The sequence below is a fragment of the Parafrankia sp. BMG5.11 genome (assembly GCF_004337455.1).
On record NZ_SJXI01000119.1, the window covers coordinates 1 to 19,127 of the forward strand.

The 19,127-nt window shown below is 71.6% G+C and carries 18 protein-coding genes; 8 read left to right on the forward strand and 10 right to left on the reverse strand.

Going from position 1 to position 19,127, the window contains the following annotated elements; translation table 11 throughout:
* The 6 genes from E0504_RS45850 to E0504_RS45875 form a co-directional block, all read left to right on the forward strand.
* Positions 1 to 949: thiamine pyrophosphate-dependent enzyme (locus E0504_RS45850; protein ID WP_243657939.1), on the forward strand; the 949-nt coding region annotated here is incomplete at its 5' end.
* Between the two features lie 58 nt (positions 950 to 1,007).
* Complete coding sequence (locus E0504_RS45855; protein ID WP_071067158.1) at positions 1,008 to 1,835, forward strand: TauD/TfdA family dioxygenase; 828 nt, start codon at positions 1,008 to 1,010, stop codon at positions 1,833 to 1,835.
* Positions 1,832 to 2,575 carry an SDR family NAD(P)-dependent oxidoreductase gene (locus E0504_RS45860; protein WP_071067159.1) on the forward strand — a complete coding sequence of 248 codons (744 nt, stop codon included), beginning with the start codon at positions 1,832 to 1,834 and terminating at the stop codon, positions 2,573 to 2,575. The genes E0504_RS45855 and E0504_RS45860 overlap by 4 nt, the downstream gene beginning before the upstream one ends.
* Positions 2,576 to 2,808: 233 nt before the next feature.
* A complete protein-coding gene (locus E0504_RS45865; RefSeq protein WP_112108995.1) occupies positions 2,809 to 3,390 on the forward strand; it encodes a carboxymuconolactone decarboxylase family protein in 582 nt (193 codons plus the stop codon).
* 87 nt (positions 3,391 to 3,477) lie between these two features.
* Positions 3,478 to 4,164, forward strand: coding sequence for a GntR family transcriptional regulator (locus E0504_RS45870; protein WP_112108994.1), 687 nt, complete (start codon positions 3,478 to 3,480; stop codon positions 4,162 to 4,164).
* A gap of 66 nt (positions 4,165 to 4,230) precedes the next feature.
* A complete protein-coding gene (locus E0504_RS45875) occupies positions 4,231 to 5,019 on the forward strand; it encodes an SDR family NAD(P)-dependent oxidoreductase (protein ID WP_112108993.1) in 789 nt (262 codons plus the stop codon).
* Positions 5,020 to 5,074: 55 nt separating this feature from the next.
* Here the strand turns inward: E0504_RS45875 and E0504_RS45880 are convergent, their stop codons facing one another.
* From E0504_RS45880 to E0504_RS45890, 3 genes are read right to left on the reverse strand one after another with little or no spacing between them, the layout of a single operon-like run.
* Complete coding sequence (locus E0504_RS45880; RefSeq protein WP_020461243.1) at positions 5,075 to 5,833, reverse strand: SDR family NAD(P)-dependent oxidoreductase; 759 nt, start codon at positions 5,831 to 5,833, stop codon at positions 5,075 to 5,077.
* Positions 5,830 to 7,452 (reverse strand): AMP-binding protein, encoded by a 1,623-nt coding sequence (locus E0504_RS45885; protein ID WP_131627622.1) that lies wholly within the window; start codon positions 7,450 to 7,452, stop codon positions 5,830 to 5,832. Before E0504_RS45885 ends, E0504_RS45880 begins: the two co-directional genes overlap by 4 nt.
* Before the next feature lie 2 nt (positions 7,453 to 7,454).
* Positions 7,455 to 8,642 (reverse strand): CaiB/BaiF CoA-transferase family protein, encoded by a 1,188-nt coding sequence (locus tag E0504_RS45890; RefSeq protein ID WP_112108991.1) that lies wholly within the window; start codon positions 8,640 to 8,642, stop codon positions 7,455 to 7,457.
* 101 nt (positions 8,643 to 8,743) lie between these two features.
* Between E0504_RS45890 and E0504_RS45895 the strand changes: the two genes are divergently transcribed.
* The gene (locus E0504_RS45895) at positions 8,744 to 10,312 is read left to right on the forward strand and encodes a class I adenylate-forming enzyme family protein (RefSeq protein WP_243657940.1); all 1,569 of its coding nucleotides are present in this window, start codon (positions 8,744 to 8,746) and stop codon (positions 10,310 to 10,312) included.
* A gap of 16 nt (positions 10,313 to 10,328) precedes the next feature.
* Complete coding sequence (locus E0504_RS45900) at positions 10,329 to 10,787, forward strand: pyridoxamine 5'-phosphate oxidase family protein (protein ID WP_071067165.1); 459 nt, start codon at positions 10,329 to 10,331, stop codon at positions 10,785 to 10,787.
* Between the two features lie 122 nt (positions 10,788 to 10,909).
* Here the strand turns inward: E0504_RS45900 and E0504_RS45905 are convergent, their stop codons facing one another.
* From E0504_RS45905 to E0504_RS45935, 7 genes are all read right to left on the reverse strand, one after another.
* Positions 10,910 to 11,653 carry an SDR family NAD(P)-dependent oxidoreductase gene (locus E0504_RS45905; protein ID WP_112108990.1) on the reverse strand — a complete coding sequence of 248 codons (744 nt, stop codon included), beginning with the start codon at positions 11,651 to 11,653 and terminating at the stop codon, positions 10,910 to 10,912.
* Positions 11,650 to 12,489 (reverse strand): TauD/TfdA family dioxygenase, encoded by an 840-nt coding sequence (locus E0504_RS45910; RefSeq protein WP_112108989.1) that lies wholly within the window; start codon positions 12,487 to 12,489, stop codon positions 11,650 to 11,652. The genes E0504_RS45905 and E0504_RS45910 overlap by 4 nt, the downstream gene beginning before the upstream one ends.
* A 137-nt stretch (positions 12,490 to 12,626) precedes the next feature.
* Positions 12,627 to 14,417 (reverse strand): class I adenylate-forming enzyme family protein, encoded by a 1,791-nt coding sequence (locus E0504_RS45915; protein WP_243657941.1) that lies wholly within the window; start codon positions 14,415 to 14,417, stop codon positions 12,627 to 12,629.
* A gap of 3 nt (positions 14,418 to 14,420) precedes the next feature.
* Positions 14,421 to 15,638 (reverse strand): MaoC family dehydratase N-terminal domain-containing protein, encoded by a 1,218-nt coding sequence (locus E0504_RS45920; protein WP_112108988.1) that lies wholly within the window; start codon positions 15,636 to 15,638, stop codon positions 14,421 to 14,423.
* A 15-nt stretch (positions 15,639 to 15,653) separates the two neighbouring features.
* On the reverse strand, positions 15,654 to 16,637 hold the full coding sequence (locus E0504_RS45925; protein ID WP_071067169.1) for an MDR family oxidoreductase: 984 nt from the start codon (positions 16,635 to 16,637) through the stop codon (positions 15,654 to 15,656).
* Positions 16,638 to 16,698: 61 nt separating this feature from the next.
* The gene (locus E0504_RS45930) at positions 16,699 to 18,114 is read right to left on the reverse strand and encodes an aldehyde dehydrogenase family protein (protein ID WP_131627624.1); all 1,416 of its coding nucleotides are present in this window, start codon (positions 18,112 to 18,114) and stop codon (positions 16,699 to 16,701) included.
* 64 nt (positions 18,115 to 18,178) lie between these two features.
* Positions 18,179 to 19,127: thiamine pyrophosphate-dependent enzyme (locus tag E0504_RS45935; protein ID WP_243657942.1), on the reverse strand; the 949-nt coding region annotated here is incomplete at its 5' end.

A 19,127-nucleotide genomic window follows, 5' to 3' on the forward strand; every position in this document is an offset into this window, starting at 1 on the left:
CCCCTACGGCTTCTCCGCGGCGGCCGTGGAGGCCGTCGTGGAGTCAGATCTCTGTCTCGCCATCGGCACCGAGATCGGGGAGCCGGTGCACTACGGCCGCGGCCGGCACTGGGTCGCGAACGAGGCCAACCGCAAGTGGATCCTCATCGAACAGGACCCCGAGGCGATCGGCGTCAACCGCTCGATCGACGTGCCCCTCGTCGGTGACCTGCGCGCGGTCGTCCCGCAGCTCGTCGACGCCCTCAAGGACACCCCGCGCACCGCGTCCCCCCGGCTTGAGGCCTGGGTGACGCAGGAGGCAGCCCGGTTGGCGGAACTGGCGGAGACGGCCCCGGCGGGGATGTCGCCGGTGCACCCGGCGCGGCTGATCGTCGAGGCCACCAAGGCCTTTCCCGCCGACGGAATCATGGTGCGCGACGGCGGCGCGATCACCATTTTCGGCTGGACGTACTCGCAGGCCAAGCCGCACGACGTGATCTGGAACCAGAACTTCGGCCACCTCGGGACCGGGCTCCCCTACGCCGTCGGCGCCTCGGTGGCGGACGGCGGGAAACGGCCCGTCATGCTCATCACCGGGGACTCCTCCTTCCAGTTCCACATCGCCGAGCTGGAGACGGCCGCCCGACTGAACCTCCCGCTGGTCTGCGTGGTCAGCGTGGACTACGCCTGGGGCCTCGAGGTCGGCGTCTACAAGCGCACCTTCGGCCAGGGCTCGCTGGAGACCGGCGTCCACTGGAGTGAGGACGTCCGGCTCAACAAGGTGGCCGAGGGGTTCGGCTGCTACGGCGAGTACGTCGAGCGCGACGAGGACATCGCCCCCGCCATCAAGCGCGCCTACGCCAGCGGAAAGACCGCCGTCATCCACGTCGCCGTCGACCCGAAGGCCAACTCCGAGGAAATGCCGAACTACGACGAGTTCCGCACCTGGTACGCCGAGGGAATGCAGTAGGGAATGCAGTGGCTCCCGGGAGCACGGCTCCCGGGAGCAAGCGAGAGGAGGCGGACGGATGACCGCGATCACTACGAGGAAACTGAACGACTATGTCGGAGCAGAGGTTCTCGACCTCGACGTCGACCGTCTACTGAACGACAACGATCTGCCGGAAGCATGCCTAGCGGCTCTCGAAGAGCACGGCGTTCTGTTATTCCGCGAGCTGAACATCAGCCATGAGGACCAGTTCGCATTCGGCCGGAAGCTCGGCGACGTCGTCAAGATTCCTGGCTATGCGATCCCCGAGGTCATGGAGATCAGCTTCGACCCGGCGAATCCGAACGCGCAGTACTTCCCGAGCAACGACCACTGGCACTTCGACGGCTCCATGGACGACATCCCGGCCAAGGCCGCGCTGATGAGCGCGAGCGTGGTCGTCGCGGAGGGCGGCGAGACGGAGTTCGCCAGCACGTACGTCGCCTACGACACCCTCTCCGCCGAGGAGAAGGAGCGCTTCGAAGATCTCCGGGTGGTCCACACGTTCGAGTCGATCCAGCGCCGGAGCTACCCCGACCCGACCCCGGAGCAGAAGGCCGACTGGGCGTCGTGGCCCGTCCGTGAGCACCCCCTGGTGTGGGAGCACCAGTCGAGGCGGCGTTCGCTGGTGTTCGGGGCGAGCGCGTCGCACATCGTCGGGATGGACGTCGACGAGGGCCGGGCGCTGCTCGCGGACCTCGAGCGGCGTAGCACGCTGCCGGACCGGGTGCTGCGGCACTCCTGGTCGGTGGGCGACATGGTGATCTGGGACAACCGGGGGCTGGTGCACCGGGCCGGCCCGTTCGACCGTACGAAGCCGCGCATCCTGCACCGCACGACCCTCGCCGGAGATGAGCCGATCAAATGAGCGCACGCACAGCCATCGTCACCGGCGGCGCGTCGGGCATCGGCGGCGGCATCAGCCGCCGCCTGGCCGCCGACGGCGCCCAGGTGGCGATCTTCGACCTCAGTGGTGACGCGGCCAAGGCCGCGGCCGAGTCGATCGAGAAGGCCGGCGGCCGGGCGATCGGCGTGCCCGTCGACGTGGTGGACCGCGCCGCCATCGACGCCGGGGTCGAGGAGGTGCGGGCCCGGCTCGGCCAGCCGACGATCCTGGTGAACAACGCCGGCCTGACGGTCGAGAACGCGTTCCTCGAGACCACCGCCGCGGCCTGGCACCAGATGATCTCCATCAACCTCACCGGAACGTTCGACTGTTGCCAGGCGGTACTCCCCCACATGATCGAGGCGGGCTGGGGGCGGATCGTCAACATCTCGTCGTCAAGCGTTTACGGCCCTCCCCCCGGACTGGCCGGCTACGTGGCGGCGAAGTCGGGGGTGGTCGGCCTCACCAAGGTGCTCGCGCTGGAGTTCGCCAAGCACGGGATCACGGTCAACAGCATTCCGCCCGGCTTCATCGACACGCCGATGACGCGCGATGTCGTGGATCGCGGGTTCATCGACCTCGATCAGCAGATCGCGAAGACACCGGTGGGCCGGATGGGCCGGCCCGAGGACATCGCCGCCGCCACCGCGTTCCTGGTGAGCGAGGAGGCCGGCTACATCACCGGCCAGAGCCTCGGGGTCAACGGGGGCCGGATCATCTGATCCGGCCTGCCTGATCCGGCGTCGCCGTCTGATCCGGCACCGCCGGTCGCCGCCGCCCGGAATCGACCCGACCGCGCCCCGGCCGGTCCGGGCGGGCGGCGGCCGACCAGCAGCCGGCGACCGGCCGCCCACAGCCTGACAATGGCGCCGGACCGCCCGCTGGATGCTGCGCCCAGCGGGCGGGACCACACCTTGACACGCGAGCCCGCCGACCAGAAGAGGCAGACCACACAATGAGTCGACTCACACCCCTGCCGCGCGATGAATGGCCCACAGATCTGACGACGTTCATCGCCGATTTCCGAGCCACCGTCATCGGGGACACGGGGAGCGCGGGCGGCCAGTCCGGGGCGAACCTGCTGGGGACCCTGGCCCGCTACCCGGCACTGACCATCGCGTTTCTCCGGTTCAACGGCCACGCCCTGTACGGCACCTCGCTGACCGCCAGGCAGCGGGAGCTGATCGTGCTCCGGGTGGCGTCCCTCCGGCAGGCTGACTACGAATGGGCGCAGCACGTCGTCCTCGCCGAGGCGGCCGGCCTGCGGGACGACGAGATCGCCCGGGTGACCGAGGGGCCGGACGCCGCGGGCTGGGCCCCGCTCGAGTCCGCGCTGCTGCGCGCGGCCGACGAGCTGATCGCCGACGGCTCGGTGGGCGACCAGACCTGGAAGACTCTCTCCAGCGAGCTCGACGAGCACCAGCTCATGGACGTCGTCTTCACCGTCGGCACCTACGAGATGGTGGCCTTCGCGCTCCGCTCGTTCGGGGTGGAGGCCGAGGACGATCTCCTCCCGTATCTTCGGCGCGGCCGGTGAGTCTCACCCGTCGCTAGAAGCCGACCGCGGCCCAGGCAGCCTGGACTGCGTTGTTGCAGGGCGATATCAGTGAATGGTGGTGACAGTGTGGTCGGGGTCGTCACCTCGGCCGGGCGGGTTCTCGAGGTGCTCCGGCGGCTCATCCTCAACAACACCTTCCTGCCCGGTGCCCGGCTGGCCGAGACCGAGCTGGCCGAACAGCTGGGGGTCAGCCGGACCCCGGTCCGCGAGGCCCTGCGCCAGCTGGCCGCCGAGGGGCTGGTCGAGCTCTCGCCCAATCGGGGCGCCCGGGTCGCCGGCTGGTCGCCGGCCGAGCTGGAGAGCGTCTTCGAGCTGCGTTCGACGCTCGAACCGCGGCTGACCGGGATGGCCGCGGAACGGGCCGACGAGGGCGACCTCGCCGAGCTGGAGAAGCTGGCGAACGAGATGTCGGCCGTCGGCTCGCCCGGTCCGGAGCAGGACCTGGAGGCTCTCATTCCGCTGAACGCGGCGTTCCACGAGCGGCTGGTGAAGCTGGCCGACGCGCCGGCCTTCGCGGCGGCCCTGGCCGGGGCGGTCCGCACCCCGCTGGTGATGCGGAACTTCCACGCCTACGACGACGACTCGATGCGGCGCAGCCTGGCACACCACATCGAGATCGTCGCCGCCATGCGCGCCGGCGATCCGCAGTGGGCCACCGCGGTGATGGTCGCCCATCTCCGCAACGCCCGGGCCGTCATGCTGCGGACCACTTTCCCAACCGCGGACCCCGGCGGCGTGAGACGGGGTCGATAGCCCAGGCACGCCCGCGGCACCGGCTTCCGGTGGCCTGGGCGGTCACGACGGAACCAGGAGGCGTGGATGCGTCTGAAGGACAAGGTCGCGGTCATCACGGGCGCGGGCTCGGGAATCGGCAAGGCGATAGCTCACCGGTTCGCCGCCGAGGGGGCGAGTGTGGTCTGCGCCAGCGTCAGCGGCCGCGCGGTGGACGTCGCCGCCGAGATCGGCGACGGGGCGCTCGGGGTGCGGGCGGACGTCAGCGACGAGGCGGACGTCCAGCGCATGATCGGCGCCGCCGAGGAGGCGTTCGGCCGGATCGACATCCTGGTGAACAACGCCGGGTTCGGCGGCAAGTTGAAGCCGATACACGAGCAGAGCACGGAGGACTGGGACCGCGTTCACGGCGTGAATTTGCGGGGCGTCTTCTTCTGCATGAAGTACGGCATCATGTCGATGCGCCGGACGGGTGGCGGCTCCGTCGTGAACATCTCGTCGACGACGGCGGTCATCGGCTGGAAGCACCACGGGATCTACGGGGCGGCCAAGGCCGGCGTGAACCAGCTGACCAGGGTCGCCGCTCTCGACTACGCCGACGACAACATCCGGGTGAACGCGGTGTGCCCCGGCACGATCTGGACCGGTCTCGTGCAGATGTCCAAGGAGCACCCGGAACCGCCGCCGGGGGTCTTCCGCCTCCCCGGAATCCCGATGGACCGCTGGGGCGTGTCCGACGAGATCGCCGCGGCGGCCCTGTTCCTGGCCAGTGACGAGGCGTCCTACGTCACGGGTGTGCTGATGCCGGTGGACGGCGGCTACTCCGTCGGCTTCTCCGGGATGGGCGCCGAGAAGTCGGGCCAGCCGACCGCCTGAGGCGGTGCCGCGGAGCGGCCGGCCTACGACGCCGGCCCGGCCGCCCCGGGGCCGTCTAGCGCGGGGACATCCGCAGCGCGCCGTCCATCCGGATGACCTCGCCGTTGAGGTAGTCGTGGTCGATGATCGACAGGGCCAGCTGGGCGTACTCGTCCGGCCGGGCGAGCCGCTGCGGGAACGGCACCGACGCGGCCAGGCCGGCGCGGAACTCGTCCGAGACGGTGGCGAGCATCGGCGTCTCGACGATGCCGGGGGCGATCGTGCACACCCGGATGCCGTACTGGGCGAGGTCGCGGGCGGCGGGCAGGGTGAGGCCCACGACGCCGCCCTTGGACGACGCGTAGGCCGCCTGGCCGACCTGGCCCTCGTACGCGGCGACGGAGGCGGTGTTGATGATGACGCCGCGCTGGCCGTTGTCGTCCGGCTCGGTCTCGGCGATCGCGGCGGCGGCGGTGGAGAGCACCGCGAACGTGCCGACCAGGTTGATCTGGATCACCTTCGCGTAGAAGTCGAGGTCATGCCGCCGGCCCCGGCTGAGGATGCGCTGGGAGGGGCCGATGCCGGCACAGTTGACGACGACGCGCAGCGGCACACCGGACCCGGCCGCGGTCTCGACGGCTGCGGCGACCTGGTCGGCGACGGTCACGTCGGCCCCCAGGTAGGTGATGCCGGTGACCGGCGGCGCCGACTCGATCGACGCCGGCAGGTCCAGCGCGAAGACGGTGGCGCCGTGCGCGGCGAGCGCGGCGGCGGTCGCGGCCCCGAGGCCGGAGGCCCCTCCGGTGACGATGGCGGCGGTGTCGGTCAGTTTCATTCGGCGGCTCCTGGATCGCGGTCAACGGACTTGATGGTGGCAGGCTGGCCGGTCACGTGCTCGTGGCCGACCGTCTCGCCCGCCGCCAGTGCGAGCCGGCGGGCCTCCCGGCGCAGGACCTTGCCGTAGGAGCTCTTGGGCAGCGCGTCGACGTAGATGATCTTCTTCGGCTTCTTGAAGCGGGCGATGTGGGTGAGGCTGAAGTCGATGAGGTCGCTCTCCGGGGGCGGCGCGTCCGCGGGCACGACCGCGGCGACGACGTTCTCGCCCCAGAGCTCGTCGGGTACACCGAAGACCACGACCTCGGCGACGGCGGGATGCTGGATCAGCACCTCCTCGACCTCCCGTGGGTAGATGTTGGACCCGCCGGAGATGATGACGTCGCTGCTGCGGTCGAGGAGGAACAGGCGGCCGTGCTCGTCGAGGCGGCCGATGTCACCGGTGTGCAGCCAGCCGCCCCGCAACGCCCGGCTGGTCGCCTCCGGGTTGTTCCAGTAGCCCCGCATCACCACGTCCCCGCGGACGCAGATCTCGCCTTCCTCGCCGGCGGGCAGCGGCCGGTCGTCGGCGCCCATGATCTGCACCTCGACCCCCGGGTGTGCCACGCCCGCCGAGTCGAGGGGGGTGTCGGGTGCGGCGCCGTGGTCGAGGTAGGTGATGGTCATGGGTGACTCGCCCTGGCCGTAGATCTGCACGAACACCGGCCCGAACCGCTCGATCATCGCGCGGGAGTGCTCGACGTGGATGGGCGCGCCGCCGTAGACGGCGCAGCGCAGCGAGCTCGTGTCCGTCTCGGGGGCGCCGAGCAGCTTCACGATCATCGTCGGCACCAGGAAGGCGATGACGGTGATCCGTTCGCGCGCGACGAGCTCGAGCACCTCGGCCGGGTCGAACCCGCCGCCGTCGTGGATCAGGTTCTCGGCGCCGCGGGCGATCGCGCCCAGGGAGTACAGGCCGCTGCCGTGGGACAGCGGCGCGACGTGCAGGGCGAGGTCCGAGGGCCGGTAGTCGCACACGTCGGCGAGCAGCGTCCAGGTCGTGACGGTGAGGTTGCGGTGGCTGAGCTCGGCCCCCTTGGGGCGGCCGGTCGTCCCCGACGTGTAGAACAGCCAGGCGAGGTCGTCCCCGGCGACGTCGACCGGCACCAGTTCAGCGGAGCCCTCGGCCAGCAGCCGGTCGAACCCGGCCGCACCGGTCCCGGCGGTCCCGGCGGCGTCGCCGGCCGTGTCGCCGGAACCGTGGACGTCGACCACCACCTCCTGGACCCCGGTGAGATCGAGGCCGGCGACTGTGCCCGCGCCGGCGTGGACGAACGCCCGGGCGCCGCTGTCGTCCAGGATCACCTGGATCTCCGGGCCGGCCAGCTTGGCGTTCACCGGCACGGCGACCAGGCCGGCGTGCCAGGCCCCGAACAGCACGACCAGGTACTGCGGGCAGTTGGGCAGCAGCACCGCGACCCGGTCGCCGCGTTCCAGGCCGCGCCCGAGCAGCGCCGAGCCGAACCTGGCCGCCTGCTCGCGCAGCTCGCCGTAGGACGTCCGGCGTCCGGCGAACCGCACCGCGCACCGGTCCGGGTGCCGCCGCGCCGAGGCGGTCAGCAGGCTCGCGACGTTGACCATCGTCAACCTCCATCTGGTCGAGCGGACCGCGGCTGCGGGGACGGCCACCCGGACTCCCCGCCGAGCTCGTCGAGGACCTCCCGGGTGTGCTCGCCGAGCCTGGGCGCGGGGCCGGCGACCCTGCCGGGGGTCCGCGAGAACCAGGTCGGGATTCCGGGGAAGCGCACCGGGCCGTTGCGGCTCGGCACCGTCTCGAAGAAGCCGGCCTCGTTGAGGTGCGGGTTGTCGAAGAGCTCGTCGAGCGTGCGCACCGGCGCGGCGGGGATGTCGAGGGAGCGCAGCAGGTCGAGCCACTCCTTCGTCGTGCGCTGCAGGAACGTCTCGGCCAGCAGGGCGTAGACGACGTCGATCCGGCGGGCACGCTGGGCGAGGGTGGCGAACTGCTCGCCGGCCCATTCCGGCCGCACGGCGCCGACGAAGGCGGACCACTGCTTGTCGTTGTAGACCAGCGCGGAGATCTGGCCGTCGCGGGTGCGGTAGGGCCGGCGGTTCGGGGTCACCGCGCGGGGGTAGAGCGCGGGGCCCAGCGGCGGGGTGAACATCGCACCGTTGGCGTGCTCGACCAGCATGAAGGCGGCCATGGTCTCGAACATGGCGACCTCGACCTCCTGCCCCTCGCCGGTGCGCTCGCGGTGGAACAGCGCCATCACGGTGGCGTAGAGGGCGGTCAGCCCGGCGACCTTGTCGGCGAGGATGGTGCCCACGTAGCTCGACTCGCCGGTCAGCTGCTCCTGGGCGAACGGCAGCCCGCACTCCGCCTGGATCGTGTCGTCGTAGGCGGTGAGGTCGGCGTCCGGGCCGCGCCGCCCGTACCCGTAGCAGTTGGTGTAGACGATCGACGGGTTGATCGCGGCCACCTCGTCGTAGCCGAAGCCGAGCCCGGCGATCGCCTTCGCCCGCATCGAGTGGACGAACACGTCCGCGCCCGCGACGAGCCCGCGCAGCGCCTCCCGGCCCTCGTCGGAGCGCAGGTCCAGCACGACGCCGCGTTTGCCGCGGTTGACGTTGACGAACACACCGCCCATGGCGGGCTCCGGCCCGACCGAGATGTAGCGGGTGTTGTCGCCGGCAGGGGGCTCGATCTTGATCACGTCCGCCCCCATGTCGGCCATGATCTGCGTGCAGTGGGGACCCATGACCATCGCGGTCAGATCGACGACCCGAACGCCCGACAGCGGACCAGCCTTCACGTATCGACCACTCCTCGATCGACAGGACCCGGCCGGCCAGGAACCGCGCCACGCCGAGAATAAGGGATGAATCCTTGTAAGGATAGTGATATCAAGATGTCGTGAGCAGCACTCGTGAAACACCGCAGCGCACGGATCCGCAGCCCCTGAGCGGGACGTCCGCCCAGGTCGCGCGGGTCCCCGGCCCGATCGCCGGCGTGCTCGACGCCGCTCTCGCGGCCCGCCCGCAGGCCGCGGCGGTCGAGGCGGTCTCGGGTATCTGGTCGTACGCCGAGCTCGACGAGCAGGCGGACCGCGCGGCCGGAGCGTTGTGGTCGCTCGGTGTTCGCCCGGGTGACCGCGTCGCGGCCTGCCTGCCCAACGACCTCGACATCGTCGCCGCGTTCCACGGCGCGCAGCGGATCGGCGCCGTCTGGGCGGGGATCGGCGAGGCGCTCGCCGCGAGCGAGCAGCGGGAGCTGCACGAGATCTGCGAGCCCACCGTCGTGCTGGCCGGCCCCCGCTACCTGCTGGACTCCCCGGGCCGCGTCGACCCCGACCGGTGGGCCGGACTCCTCGCCCGCGGCGAGCGCGCCCCCCGGGTCGACCACGACATCGACGCCCCGGCCGGCATCGCGTTCACCAGCGGGACGTCGGGACGTCCCAAGGCGGTCGTGCACAGCCAGCGCAACCTGCTCCTGCCGGGCGCGGTGCTCGTCGCCACCCGGGGCTGGGGCCCCGAGCTGCGCAAGGGCGACAGCTTCCCGTTCACGATCCTCAACCTGATGGTGCTCTCCACCCTGCTCACCGCGCAGGCCGGCGGGTGCGCGGTGGTGATGAGCCGCCGGGACGTCGCCGGCGTCGTCGAATGGATCTCCAGCCGGCAGGTCACCGTGTGGAACGGCGCGCCCGCGCAGCTGCACGACCTGGCCGCCCGCCCCGAGGCCGAGATCGGCTCGCTGCGGGAGGTCTGGAGCGGCGGCAGCGACACCCCGGACGTGCTGCGTCGGGCGTTCGCCGACGCGCACGGGCTGGTCCCGCGGACCACCTACGGCCTGACCGAGGCTCCGACCGTCGTGTCGATCGACCCGTCGGGTGACGAGTGGCGCCCGCGGGCGAGCGGGCAGGTGCTGCCGCACCTCGACGTGGCGGCCTACGACGACGAGGGCCGCCGGCTGCCCGCCGGTGAGCTCGGCGAGCTGCGGCTGAGCGGCGCCACGACCGGCCCGTGGGCCGGCGTCTGGCGGCCCACGCTCGGGTTCTGGGAGAACGGTGCCGTCCGGCCGCTGGAGCCGGGACCGATCGCCACCGGCGACATCGGGACCGTCGACGCCGACGGGTGGCTGACCGTGCTCGACCGCAAGAAGCTGATCATCATCCGGGGCGGCGCGAACGTCTACCCGCTCGAGGTGGAGCGGGTCATCGCGACGTACCCGGACGTCGCCCGGGTCGCGGTGTGCGGGGTGCCCGACGAGCGGCTCGGGCAGCGGGTCGCCGCGGTGGTCGAGAGCGGCACCGGCGGCCCGCTCGACACCGGCGCGCTCACCGAGCTGTGCCGGCGCGAGCTCTCGCCGTACAAGGTCCCGGAGTTCTGGACCCAGGTCGACGCCCTGCCGGTGAACGCGATGGGCAAGGTGCAGCGCACCGGGCTGACCGAGCTCGTCGGCCAGCCGCGCCCCGCCGGAAGCTAGGGCCGGGGGACGAAGAGTGAGCATCCGGCTGAGCGAGGACGAGATCTGGGAGTTCGTCAGCGCCGCGCACACGGGGGTGCTCACCACCCTGCGCGCGGACGGCGCGCCGGTCTCGCTGCCGACGTGGTTCGTGGTCGTCGACCGGACGGTCTGCCTGTCCACCCCGTCCGGGGCGCGCAAGCTGGGCCGCGTCCGGCGCGACCCGCGGGCGGCGTTCCTCGTCGAGTCCGGGCGGGCCTGGGCCGAGCTGCGCGCGGTGCACCTCAGCGGCCGGGTGGGCCCGGTCGAGGACGACGCCACCCGCGATCGCGTCCGGAGCCTGCTGGACGAGAAGTACGCCGCGTTCCGGGTCTCCCCGCAGCGGCTGCCGGCCGCGGCGCGGTCGGCGTACACCGACCGCGCCGTCCTCCGGCTCGTCCCGGACGAACGGGTGCTCAGCTGGGACAACAGCCGCATCCGCCTGTCCGGCGGCTGAGCGCCACCGCCGCCGCACGCTGGCGGTCCGGGTGCTGACGGTCCGTCAGCGTGGGGCTGTGCGACAGGACCGAGCGGCTGCCTCCCGGCGGTGCGGCCCGCCGGTCCTGTCGGCCGCACGTCTCAGGTGTTCCGGCCGCCGTTGACGCCGAAGACCTGGCCGGTGATGTAGCCGGCCTCGTCGCTGACGAGGAACGCGCAGGCGGCGGCGACGTCCTCGGCGCGCCCGATCCGGCCGACCGGCGTCCGGGCCGTCTGCTGCTCGACGTTCATGAGGCCCCCCCGCTCCTGCGCGCGCAGCATCGGGGTGTCGATGAACCCCGGCGGGATGGTGTTGACGGTGATGCCGCGCGGCCCGAACTCGAGGGCGAGCACCTTGGTGAGCCCGAGGATCCCCGACTTGGCGGTGACGTAGGAGCCCAGCCGGGGCGTGCCGCTGTGCACGCTCGACGAGGAGATGTTGACGATGCGCCCCCAGCCCTCGGCGAGCATGTCGGGCAGGATGGCCTGGCAGCAGTAGAAGGTGCCGTTGAGGTTGACGGCGAGCGACTTCTCCCACATCGCGTCGGTGATCTCGAGGAACGGGCTCGGGCGGGTCATCCCGGCGTTGTTGACCAGGATCGTCGGCCGGCCGAGCCGGCCGCGTGCCTCGTCCACCGCCGCGTTGACCGCGGCCCGGTCCGCCACGTCGGCGGCCAGGCCGACCGCCTTCCCACCGACCTCCTCGATGGAGCTGGCGACGGCCTCGGCGGCGGAGCCGTCCAGGTCGAGGATCGCGACCAGGGCCCCGTCGGCGGCCAGCCGCCGGCTGATGGCCTCCCCGATGCCCGACCCGCCGCCGGTGACGACCGCTGTGCGGCCGGTCACTGGATCGGCTCGTCGCCGGCGAGGGTGATGCGGTGCATCCGGCGCGGCTCGGTCTGGTCGAACGGGCGGACCCGGTGGACCAGCCCGCGGTTGTCCCAGATCACCATGTCCCCCGCCGTCCACGAGTGCGAGAACACCCGGTCCGGCGAGGTGGCCCGCTCCTCCAGCTCGTCGAGCAGCGCCCGGCCGTCCTCGCGGCTCATCCCGACGATGTGCGACGTCGTCGAGCCGAACACCAGCGAACGCCGGCCCGACCGGTGCTGCCACACCAGCGGGTGCTCCCGCGACGGCCGTTTCGCCCAGTCCGCCAGCTGCTCCGGGGTCGGGTTCGGGTACGCGGGGCGCACGATCGCCTCGAGGGTGTGGACCACCCGGAGGTCGGCGAACCGCTCCTTCTCCGCGTCGGTGAGATCGTCGTAGGCGGCGTAGGTGCTGGCGAACTCCGTCTCCCCGCCCTGCTCGGTGACCACCTCGGCGGTCATCACCGACGCCTTCGGTGGGATGTCGTAGTCGAGCGCGCCGTCGATGTGCCAGGCGACGTTGCCCCGGAAGTACTCCGCCCGCGGATGCGAGGGATCCCAGTTGATCTCGTTGATCTCCGGGATGTCGTAGGGCGGGGAGGTCGGGAAGGAGAGCAGCTCACCCAGCCGCCGGCAGAACGCGACCTGGGTGGCGGGGTCGATGTTCAGCCCGCGGAAGAGCAGCGCGCCGTTCTCCTCGAGTGCCGTCAGGCACGCCGAAGGCAGGTCCTGGTCGTTGAGCAGGCGATCGGCGTCGACGCCGAGCACCTCCGCCCCGACCTTCTCACCCAGCTTCTCCGTGACGATCGCGGCCATCGGTCATGCTCCTCTCACCGTCGCGTCCCACCGGCCCGGCCCCGTCGCGCCCGACGGCGCGGCCCACCCGGCGCGGCTCGCTCCAACACCGCCGCGCCGCCCCGGCGTCGAGCCGGGGCGGCGCTGGCGCCGTCTCATCAGGCCGGGGCAGGGGCCGTCTCGCCCGCCAGCCGGCTGGCCGCCAGCGCACGCAGATCAGCGGACTTGATCTTCGCGCTGCCGGTGACCGCGATGTCCTCCTCGCGGAAGAAGAGCACCCGGCGCGGCACCTTGTAGCTCGCCAGCCGCTCCCGCAGGAAGCCGCGGATCTCCTCGGCGTCGAGGGTCACGCCCTCGTGCGGGACGATGCAGGAGACCACCATCTCGCCGAGCGTCTCGTGCGGGACGCCGACCGTCTGGGCCAGCTTGACGCCGGTATAGCTGGCGAGCGTCTCGTCGACCTCCCGGGGCGAGACGTTCGCGCCCCCGGTCTTGATGATGTCCGTGAGCCGGCCCTTCCAGAACAGCAGGTCGTCATGGTCGAGGTAGCCGCCGTCGCCGGTGCGGAAGAAGCCCTCGGCGTCGAGCGTCTCGTCGAGCGGGGTGCCGACGTAGCCCAGCATGAGCGTGGGCCCCTTGACGCAGATCTCGCCCTGTTCGCCGCGCGGGACGACGACGCCGGTGAGCGGGTCCACGATCTTGAGCGTCACGCCCGGGAGCGCCTCGCCACTGCTGTCCCGGTGCCGCTCCGGCGGCGTGTCGGCCGGCAGGCCGGTCGTGAGCGTGAAGGTCTCGGTGTTGCCGTAGGCGTGCCCCGGTTCCTCCCAGCGGGCCGAGACCGTCGGGTGCCGCGCGATCGCGGACCTGACGTCCGCGAAGCGCATGCTGCTCAGGTCGACGTCCTTCCAGTTCGGCGCCGCCTCGAGCTGGGCCCACTGGTGCGGCCAGGCGAACGGGAAGTTGACCTTCTCCGCGTCCATCAGCTCGAGCGCCTCGGCGGGCAGGAACGTCGGCTGCAGGACGACGGAGCCGCCGCTGGCGAAGGTCGCGCCGAGCGCCATGCCGAAGTTCCCCGACCAGAAGAAGCCGTTGGCCGTCCAGCAGCGGATGTGGTCCTCCGGGTCGAACCGGTACATGCGCCGGAAGCGCCATAACTGGATGGCGACACCGCGGTGCGAGTTCAGGATGCCCTTCGGCCGGCTCGTGGTGCCCGACGAGAAGAACAGCAGGGCCGTGTCACTCGGCTGCACGGCCGCGCCCGTGGCCTCGACCAGCTCGCGGGGCTCGTCGCGGCCGCGGGCGAGGAAGTCCTCCCAGGTCTCGATCGCGCCGGTGGGGCCGCCGTCCCCGAGCACGACCACGCGGCGCAGGAAGGGGAACCGGGCCGACTCCAGCGCGCCGGGCTCGGCCCGGGCGATCTCCGGCTCCAGCTCGGTCAGCACGGCCGCGAAGTCCTTCTTCAGCACGCTGCGCTCGAGCAGCAGCACCGACGCGCCGGAGATCCGCAGCAGGTCGTCCAGCTCGGACCGGGTCGAGAACGTGCTGAGGGCGACGGCGACACCCCCGGCGAGCGAGATGCCGAACACCGCCGAGATCCACTCGGGGCGGTTCGTCATCAGGACACCGACCCGGCTGTCCTTGCCGACCCCGCAGGCGCGCAGCGCGCTCGCCACCTCGACCGCGCGTTCCCACAGCTCGCTGTAGGTCCAGCGCACGGCGGCCGCGGCGTCCGCCCCGGCCCCCGCGGGGCGCGCGACGAGCGCCTCGCGCTCGCCGTACCTCGCCGTGACCTCACGCAGGAAGCCGGGGAGCGTCAGCGCCCCGAGGCCCGGCTCGTCGCCCAGCGGCGGGCCCGACACGATCGACAGGGAACGCGGGCTCCCCGCGCTCTCCCCCGTACCGTTCGGTCCCGCCGCGGCCGGTTCCGCGGTGAGCGGTTGCGCACCCATCGATCAGCTCCCGGCCACGCGGTCGCGCCGGAACGGCAGCTCGACCTCGGCGGTGCAGTCCACCAGCACGCCGCCGTCCTGGTTGGTGAGCCGCAGCTTCACCTGGACCAGCGGCACGCCCCACACCGAGCCCTCCTCCTTGCCGACCACCTCGCCGTCGAAGTAGGTGACGTCGCCCTCGAAGGCGGGGAGGCGGAAACTGGCCTTGGAATGGCGCACCATTCCGTCGTGACCGGCCCAGTAGGAGAGGTAGTCGGTGCACCAGGCGCCCATCGTGGCGCCGTAGCCGTAGGCGCGGGCCATGCCGACCTCGCTGGCCTTGTCACTGTCGATGTGACCACGCGACGGCCCGACGTAGAGCCCGTCGCGCAGGCGCGGGTCGATCCGGGCGCCCTCCTCGTCGAAGCCGAAGCCCTCCACCCAGCCCGGGTCCTGGTAGACCCAGGGGTCCTCGATGCCGGGGGGCGCCGTCCAGTGGAACGTCCCCCAGATGTTGAAGATGAAGGCGCGGTACTCGGTGGTGAAGCTGGCGATGCTGTGCGGGCCGATCACCCGCCGCGGCAGGGTGTCACCGACGCTGACGTCCTCGAAGGCGGGCGAGAGGCCCGTGCGGTTCGAGGTGAGCCAGCTGTGGCGGAGCTTCTCGATCTCGCCCAGCTCGGTGCTCGTCCAGCGCTTCACCGCGCCGACCTGGTTCTCGTACATGCCGCGCTTCTCCGCCTCGGCGGCCAGGTAGCGGATGGCCGTCGAGCGCTCGCGGGCGACCAGGGCGCCGTGCTGGTTGCGGTGCGCGGTATCCCCACGAGAGAACATCGTCGGCCCGGCGAACTTCGTGTCCGCGACCTTGTAGTCGTGGAAACGCCGCTCCTGGACCAGCTTGTCGCCGACCCGGATGGGGCTGCCGTAGAACCACCACTCCTCGCCACCGAAGATCAGGTGGCTGCCGGGGATGTACCCGACGCAGGCGGGCGCACAGCCGTGGCCGTAGTCCAGGCCGACCGCGATGGACTGCGGCGCGATCAGGCCGCCGTACCGGGACTCACGCGCGAACTCCTCGTCCCAGTGCAGCGGGTTGGGGTAGTCCATCGCCATCACCCAGCGGCGGATGTCGGTCGCGGTGCACGGGTCCCACAGCTGTCCCCCGCCGATCGGCAGTCCGACCCGGTGGTCGACGTCGGAGAGGTCGAGCTCGATCTTCGATTCGGTGGGCTTCTCGCTCATCTCGGTGCTCCCGCCCTATCTGTTGACGTCGACGACGATGCGGCCGCGGACCTTGCCGTCGAGCAGACGGCGGGCCGCCTCGACCGCGTCGGCCAGCGTGATCTCCTCGGCGATCAGCTCGAGGGCGCTGACATCCAGGTCGCGGGCGAGGCGCTCCCAGGCGGCCAGCCGCGGCTTCGCGGGCGCCATCACGCTGTCGATGCCGAGCAGCGACACCCCGCGCAGGATGAACGGCGCGACCGACGCCGGGAAGTCCATGCCCTGGGCCAGCCCGCAGGCGGCGACCGTGCCGCGGTAACGGGTCTGCGCGCAGGCGTTCGCCAGGGTGTGGCTGCCGACGGAGTCGACGACGCCCGCCCAGCGCTCCTTCTGCATCGGCTTGCCGGGCCCGGAGAGATCGGCGCGGTCGATCACCGTCGTCGCGCCGAGCTGGCGCAGGTAGTCGGCCTCGGAGGCCTTCCCGGTGGCGGCGGCGACCGTGAACCCGGCCTTCGCCAGGAGCGCGACCGCCACGCTGCCGACGCCGCCGGTCGCCCCCGTCACCAGGACCTCGCCCTGGTCCGGCGTCACGCCGTGGGAGAGCAGGGCGTCCACGCAGAGGCCAGCCGTGTAGCCGGCGGTGCCGATCGCCATCGCCTGGCGGGCGGTGAAGACCGCGGGCAGCGGCACCAGCCAGTCCCCGTTCAGGCGGGCGCGCTGGGACAGCCCGCCCCAGTGGGTCTCGCCCACACCCCACCCGTTGAGGACGACGCGGTCGCCCTTCTTCCAGTCCGCGTGCGTGCTGTCGGTGACGACACCGGCGAGGTCGATGCCGGGCACCATCGGGAACTTGCGAACGACCGGCGAGCTGGCCGTGATCGCGAGGGCGTCCTTGTAGTTCAGCGTGGAGTACTCCACCTCGATGTCGACGTCACCGGCCGGCAGCTGCGCCTCGTCCAGGCTGGTGACGGCGGCCGTCTGACCGGCCTCGCCCTTTTCGATCAGAATCGCGGAGAACATCGGAGATCTAGTCCTTCCTCAGCGCGCCGGTAGCCCGGCGCGCGAACCCTCGCCTGTCGGGCTAGTAGCCGTGGATGCCCTTGGTCTCCAGGTACTCGTGGAAACCGAACTCGCCCCACTCGCGCCCGTTCCCGCTCTTCTTGTAGCCGCCGACCGGACCACCGAAGTCGAACCCGTCGTTGATCGCGACCCACCCGGCCCGGATCCTCCGGGCGACGGCGCGCGCCGCCTCGAGGTCCGCGCCGGCCACATAGCCGGCGAGGCCGTACTCGGTGTCGTTCGCGAGCTCGACGGCGTGATCCACGCTGTCGTAGCCGTGAATCGTGAGCACCGGCCCGAAGATCTCCTCCCGGCCGATGGTCATGTCGTTCGTGACGTCGGCGAAGACGGTGGGCTTGACGTAGAAGCCCGTCTCCAGCCCGTCCGGGCGACCGGTCCCGCCGGCGACCAGCGTGGCGCCCTCGTCGATGCCCTGCTGGATCAGGCCCTGGATCTTCTCGAACTGGCGCCCGGAGACCACCGGCCCGATCGTGAACTCGCCGTTGGGATCGCCCACGGTCACCTGCGCCGCGGCCTCACGGGCGGCGCTGATCGCCTCTTCCATCCGGGCGCTGGGCACCAGCAGGCGGGCGGGCGCCGTGCAGGTCTGCCCGGAGTTGCCCATCATGTTGAGGACGCCCTTGGCGACGTTCTCGGCGAAGTCCTGGTCGTCGAGAACGATGTTCGGGCTCTTGCCGCCCAGCTCCTGGGTCACCCGCTTCACCGTGGGCGCGGCGTTCTTGGCGATCTCGATGCCCGCGCGGGTGGAGCCGGTGAACGAGATCAGGTCCACGTCGGGATGCGCCGACAGCGGCGCGCCCACGCTGGGGCCGTCGCCCTGGACCAGGTTGAACACGCCGGCGGGGACCCCGGCCGCCTCGAAGATCTCGGCGAGGATCTGCCCGGTGAAGGGCGACTCCTCGGACGGCTTGAGCACCACGGTGCAGCCCGTGGCGAGCGCGGGGAGGACCTTGACCGCGATCTGGTTGATCGGCCAGTTCCACGGCGTGATCAGGCCGCAGACCCCGATCGGCTCGAGGACCACGCGGGTGACCCCGCGCTGCTCCTCGAAGGAGAAGTTCTTGAGGATCTCGATCGCAGTGGTCAGGTGCCCGGCGCCGAGGCCGACCTGGAAGCCGTTGGCCAGCGCGGCCGGCGCGCCCATCTCCTCGGTCAGCGCGGTGGCGAGGTCGCCGGCACGCTTCTGGTAGACGTCGAGGATGCTCTCGAGGACCGCGATCCGCTCCTCGCGGCTGGTCGCCGACCAGCTGGGGAAGGCGGCCCGGGCGGCCGCGACCGCCCGGTCGACGTCGGTGGCGGAGCCGAGTGCCACCCGGCCGGCAACCTGCTCGGTCGCCGGATTCACGACATCAAAGGTCCGCTGCTCGGCCGGTTCCGCCCACTGGCCGCCGATGTAGAACTTTAAGTATTCACGCATGACACCCTCCGTTCCTCTCCGAGATACTGTCAGGAATTCGCTGATATACGGGTCGGGGCCGGGATCACTGCGTTCCCTCGGCGTACCAGGTGCGGAACTCGTCGTAGCTCGGCATTTCCTCGGAGTTGGCCTTCGGGTCGACGGCGACGTGGATGACGGCGGTCTTTCCGCTGGCGTAGGCGCGCTTGATGGCGGGGGCGATGTCCTCGTCGCGCTCGACGTACTCGCCGTAGCAGCCGAAGCCCTCGGCCACCTTGTCCAGGCGGGTGTTCTTGCTCCAGTGGACGCCGGTCTCCAGCGAGCCCTGGCCGAAGGTGCGCTTGTAGACGCCGACCTCGAGGCCCCAGGCGTAGTCCACGGCCACGACGCAGACCAGCGGGAGGTTCAGCCGGGCGGCCGTCTCCAGCTCGGCGATGTGGAACTGGAAGGAGGAGTCCCCGGTGATCAGCATCATGGGGCGCTTGCCGCCGTCCGCCACCCCGGCGCCGACCGCGTAGGGCAGCCCGGTGCCCAGGTGGCCGAAGTTCTGGTTCCACATCACGTCGTGCGGCTTGGCCTGGGAGTACGTCCAGCCGAAGATCGTGGTGGCGCCGCCGTCGCGGATCATGATGCCGTCCGGCGGGAAGACCTTGGTGGCCTCGACGATCAGCCGCGCCGGGTGCACCGGCGACATCCCCGCCGGGGCGGTCTCCGCGAGTTCGGCCAGCTGGGCGGCGTCCTGGCGGATCCAGCCGTCGAGCTCGGGGGTCGGCGTGCGCGGGGTGTCCTTGAGGGCGTCGACGAGCTGCGGGACGACCGCGCGCAGGTCACCGACGAGGGGCACGTCGATCGAGCGGTTGACGCCGATCGCCTCGGGGTCCTGTTCGATGAGGATCCACTTGCGGTTGGCCTCGTTCGCGACCCAGTGCCGCCCGCGGCCGTAGTGCACCGGCTCGCCGAGCTCGGTGCCGATGGCCAGGCACAGGTCGGACTTGACCACCGCGTCGATCGACGCCGCGGAGAAGCCGTAGGGG

Coding starts and splice junctions, on each gene's coding strand:
- E0504_RS45910 (WP_112108989.1), bottom strand. CDS start 12,489: ATGGCCGCGATCGTCACGGAGAAGCTGGGTGAGAAGGTCGGGGCGGAG.
- E0504_RS45860 (WP_071067159.1), top strand. CDS start 1,832: ATGAGCGCACGCACAGCCATCGTCACCGGCGGCGCGTCGGGCATCGGC.
- E0504_RS45880 (WP_020461243.1), bottom strand. CDS start 5,833: ATGAAACTGACCGACACCGCCGCCATCGTCACCGGAGGGGCCTCCGGC.
- E0504_RS45925 (WP_071067169.1), bottom strand. CDS start 16,637: ATGTTCTCCGCGATTCTGATCGAAAAGGGCGAGGCCGGTCAGACGGCC.
- E0504_RS45920 (WP_112108988.1), bottom strand. CDS start 15,638: ATGAGCGAGAAGCCCACCGAATCGAAGATCGAGCTCGACCTCTCCGAC.
- E0504_RS45915 (WP_243657941.1), bottom strand. CDS start 14,417: ATGGGTGCGCAACCGCTCACCGCGGAACCGGCCGCGGCGGGACCGAAC.
- E0504_RS45885 (WP_131627622.1), bottom strand. CDS start 7,452: ATGGTCAACGTCGCGAGCCTGCTGACCGCCTCGGCGCGGCGGCACCCG.
- E0504_RS45930 (WP_131627624.1), bottom strand. CDS start 18,114: ATGCGTGAATACTTAAAGTTCTACATCGGCGGCCAGTGGGCGGAACCG.
- E0504_RS45855 (WP_071067158.1), top strand. CDS start 1,008: ATGACCGCGATCACTACGAGGAAACTGAACGACTATGTCGGAGCAGAG.
- E0504_RS45865 (WP_112108995.1), top strand. CDS start 2,809: ATGAGTCGACTCACACCCCTGCCGCGCGATGAATGGCCCACAGATCTG.
- E0504_RS45875 (WP_112108993.1), top strand. CDS start 4,231: ATGCGTCTGAAGGACAAGGTCGCGGTCATCACGGGCGCGGGCTCGGGA.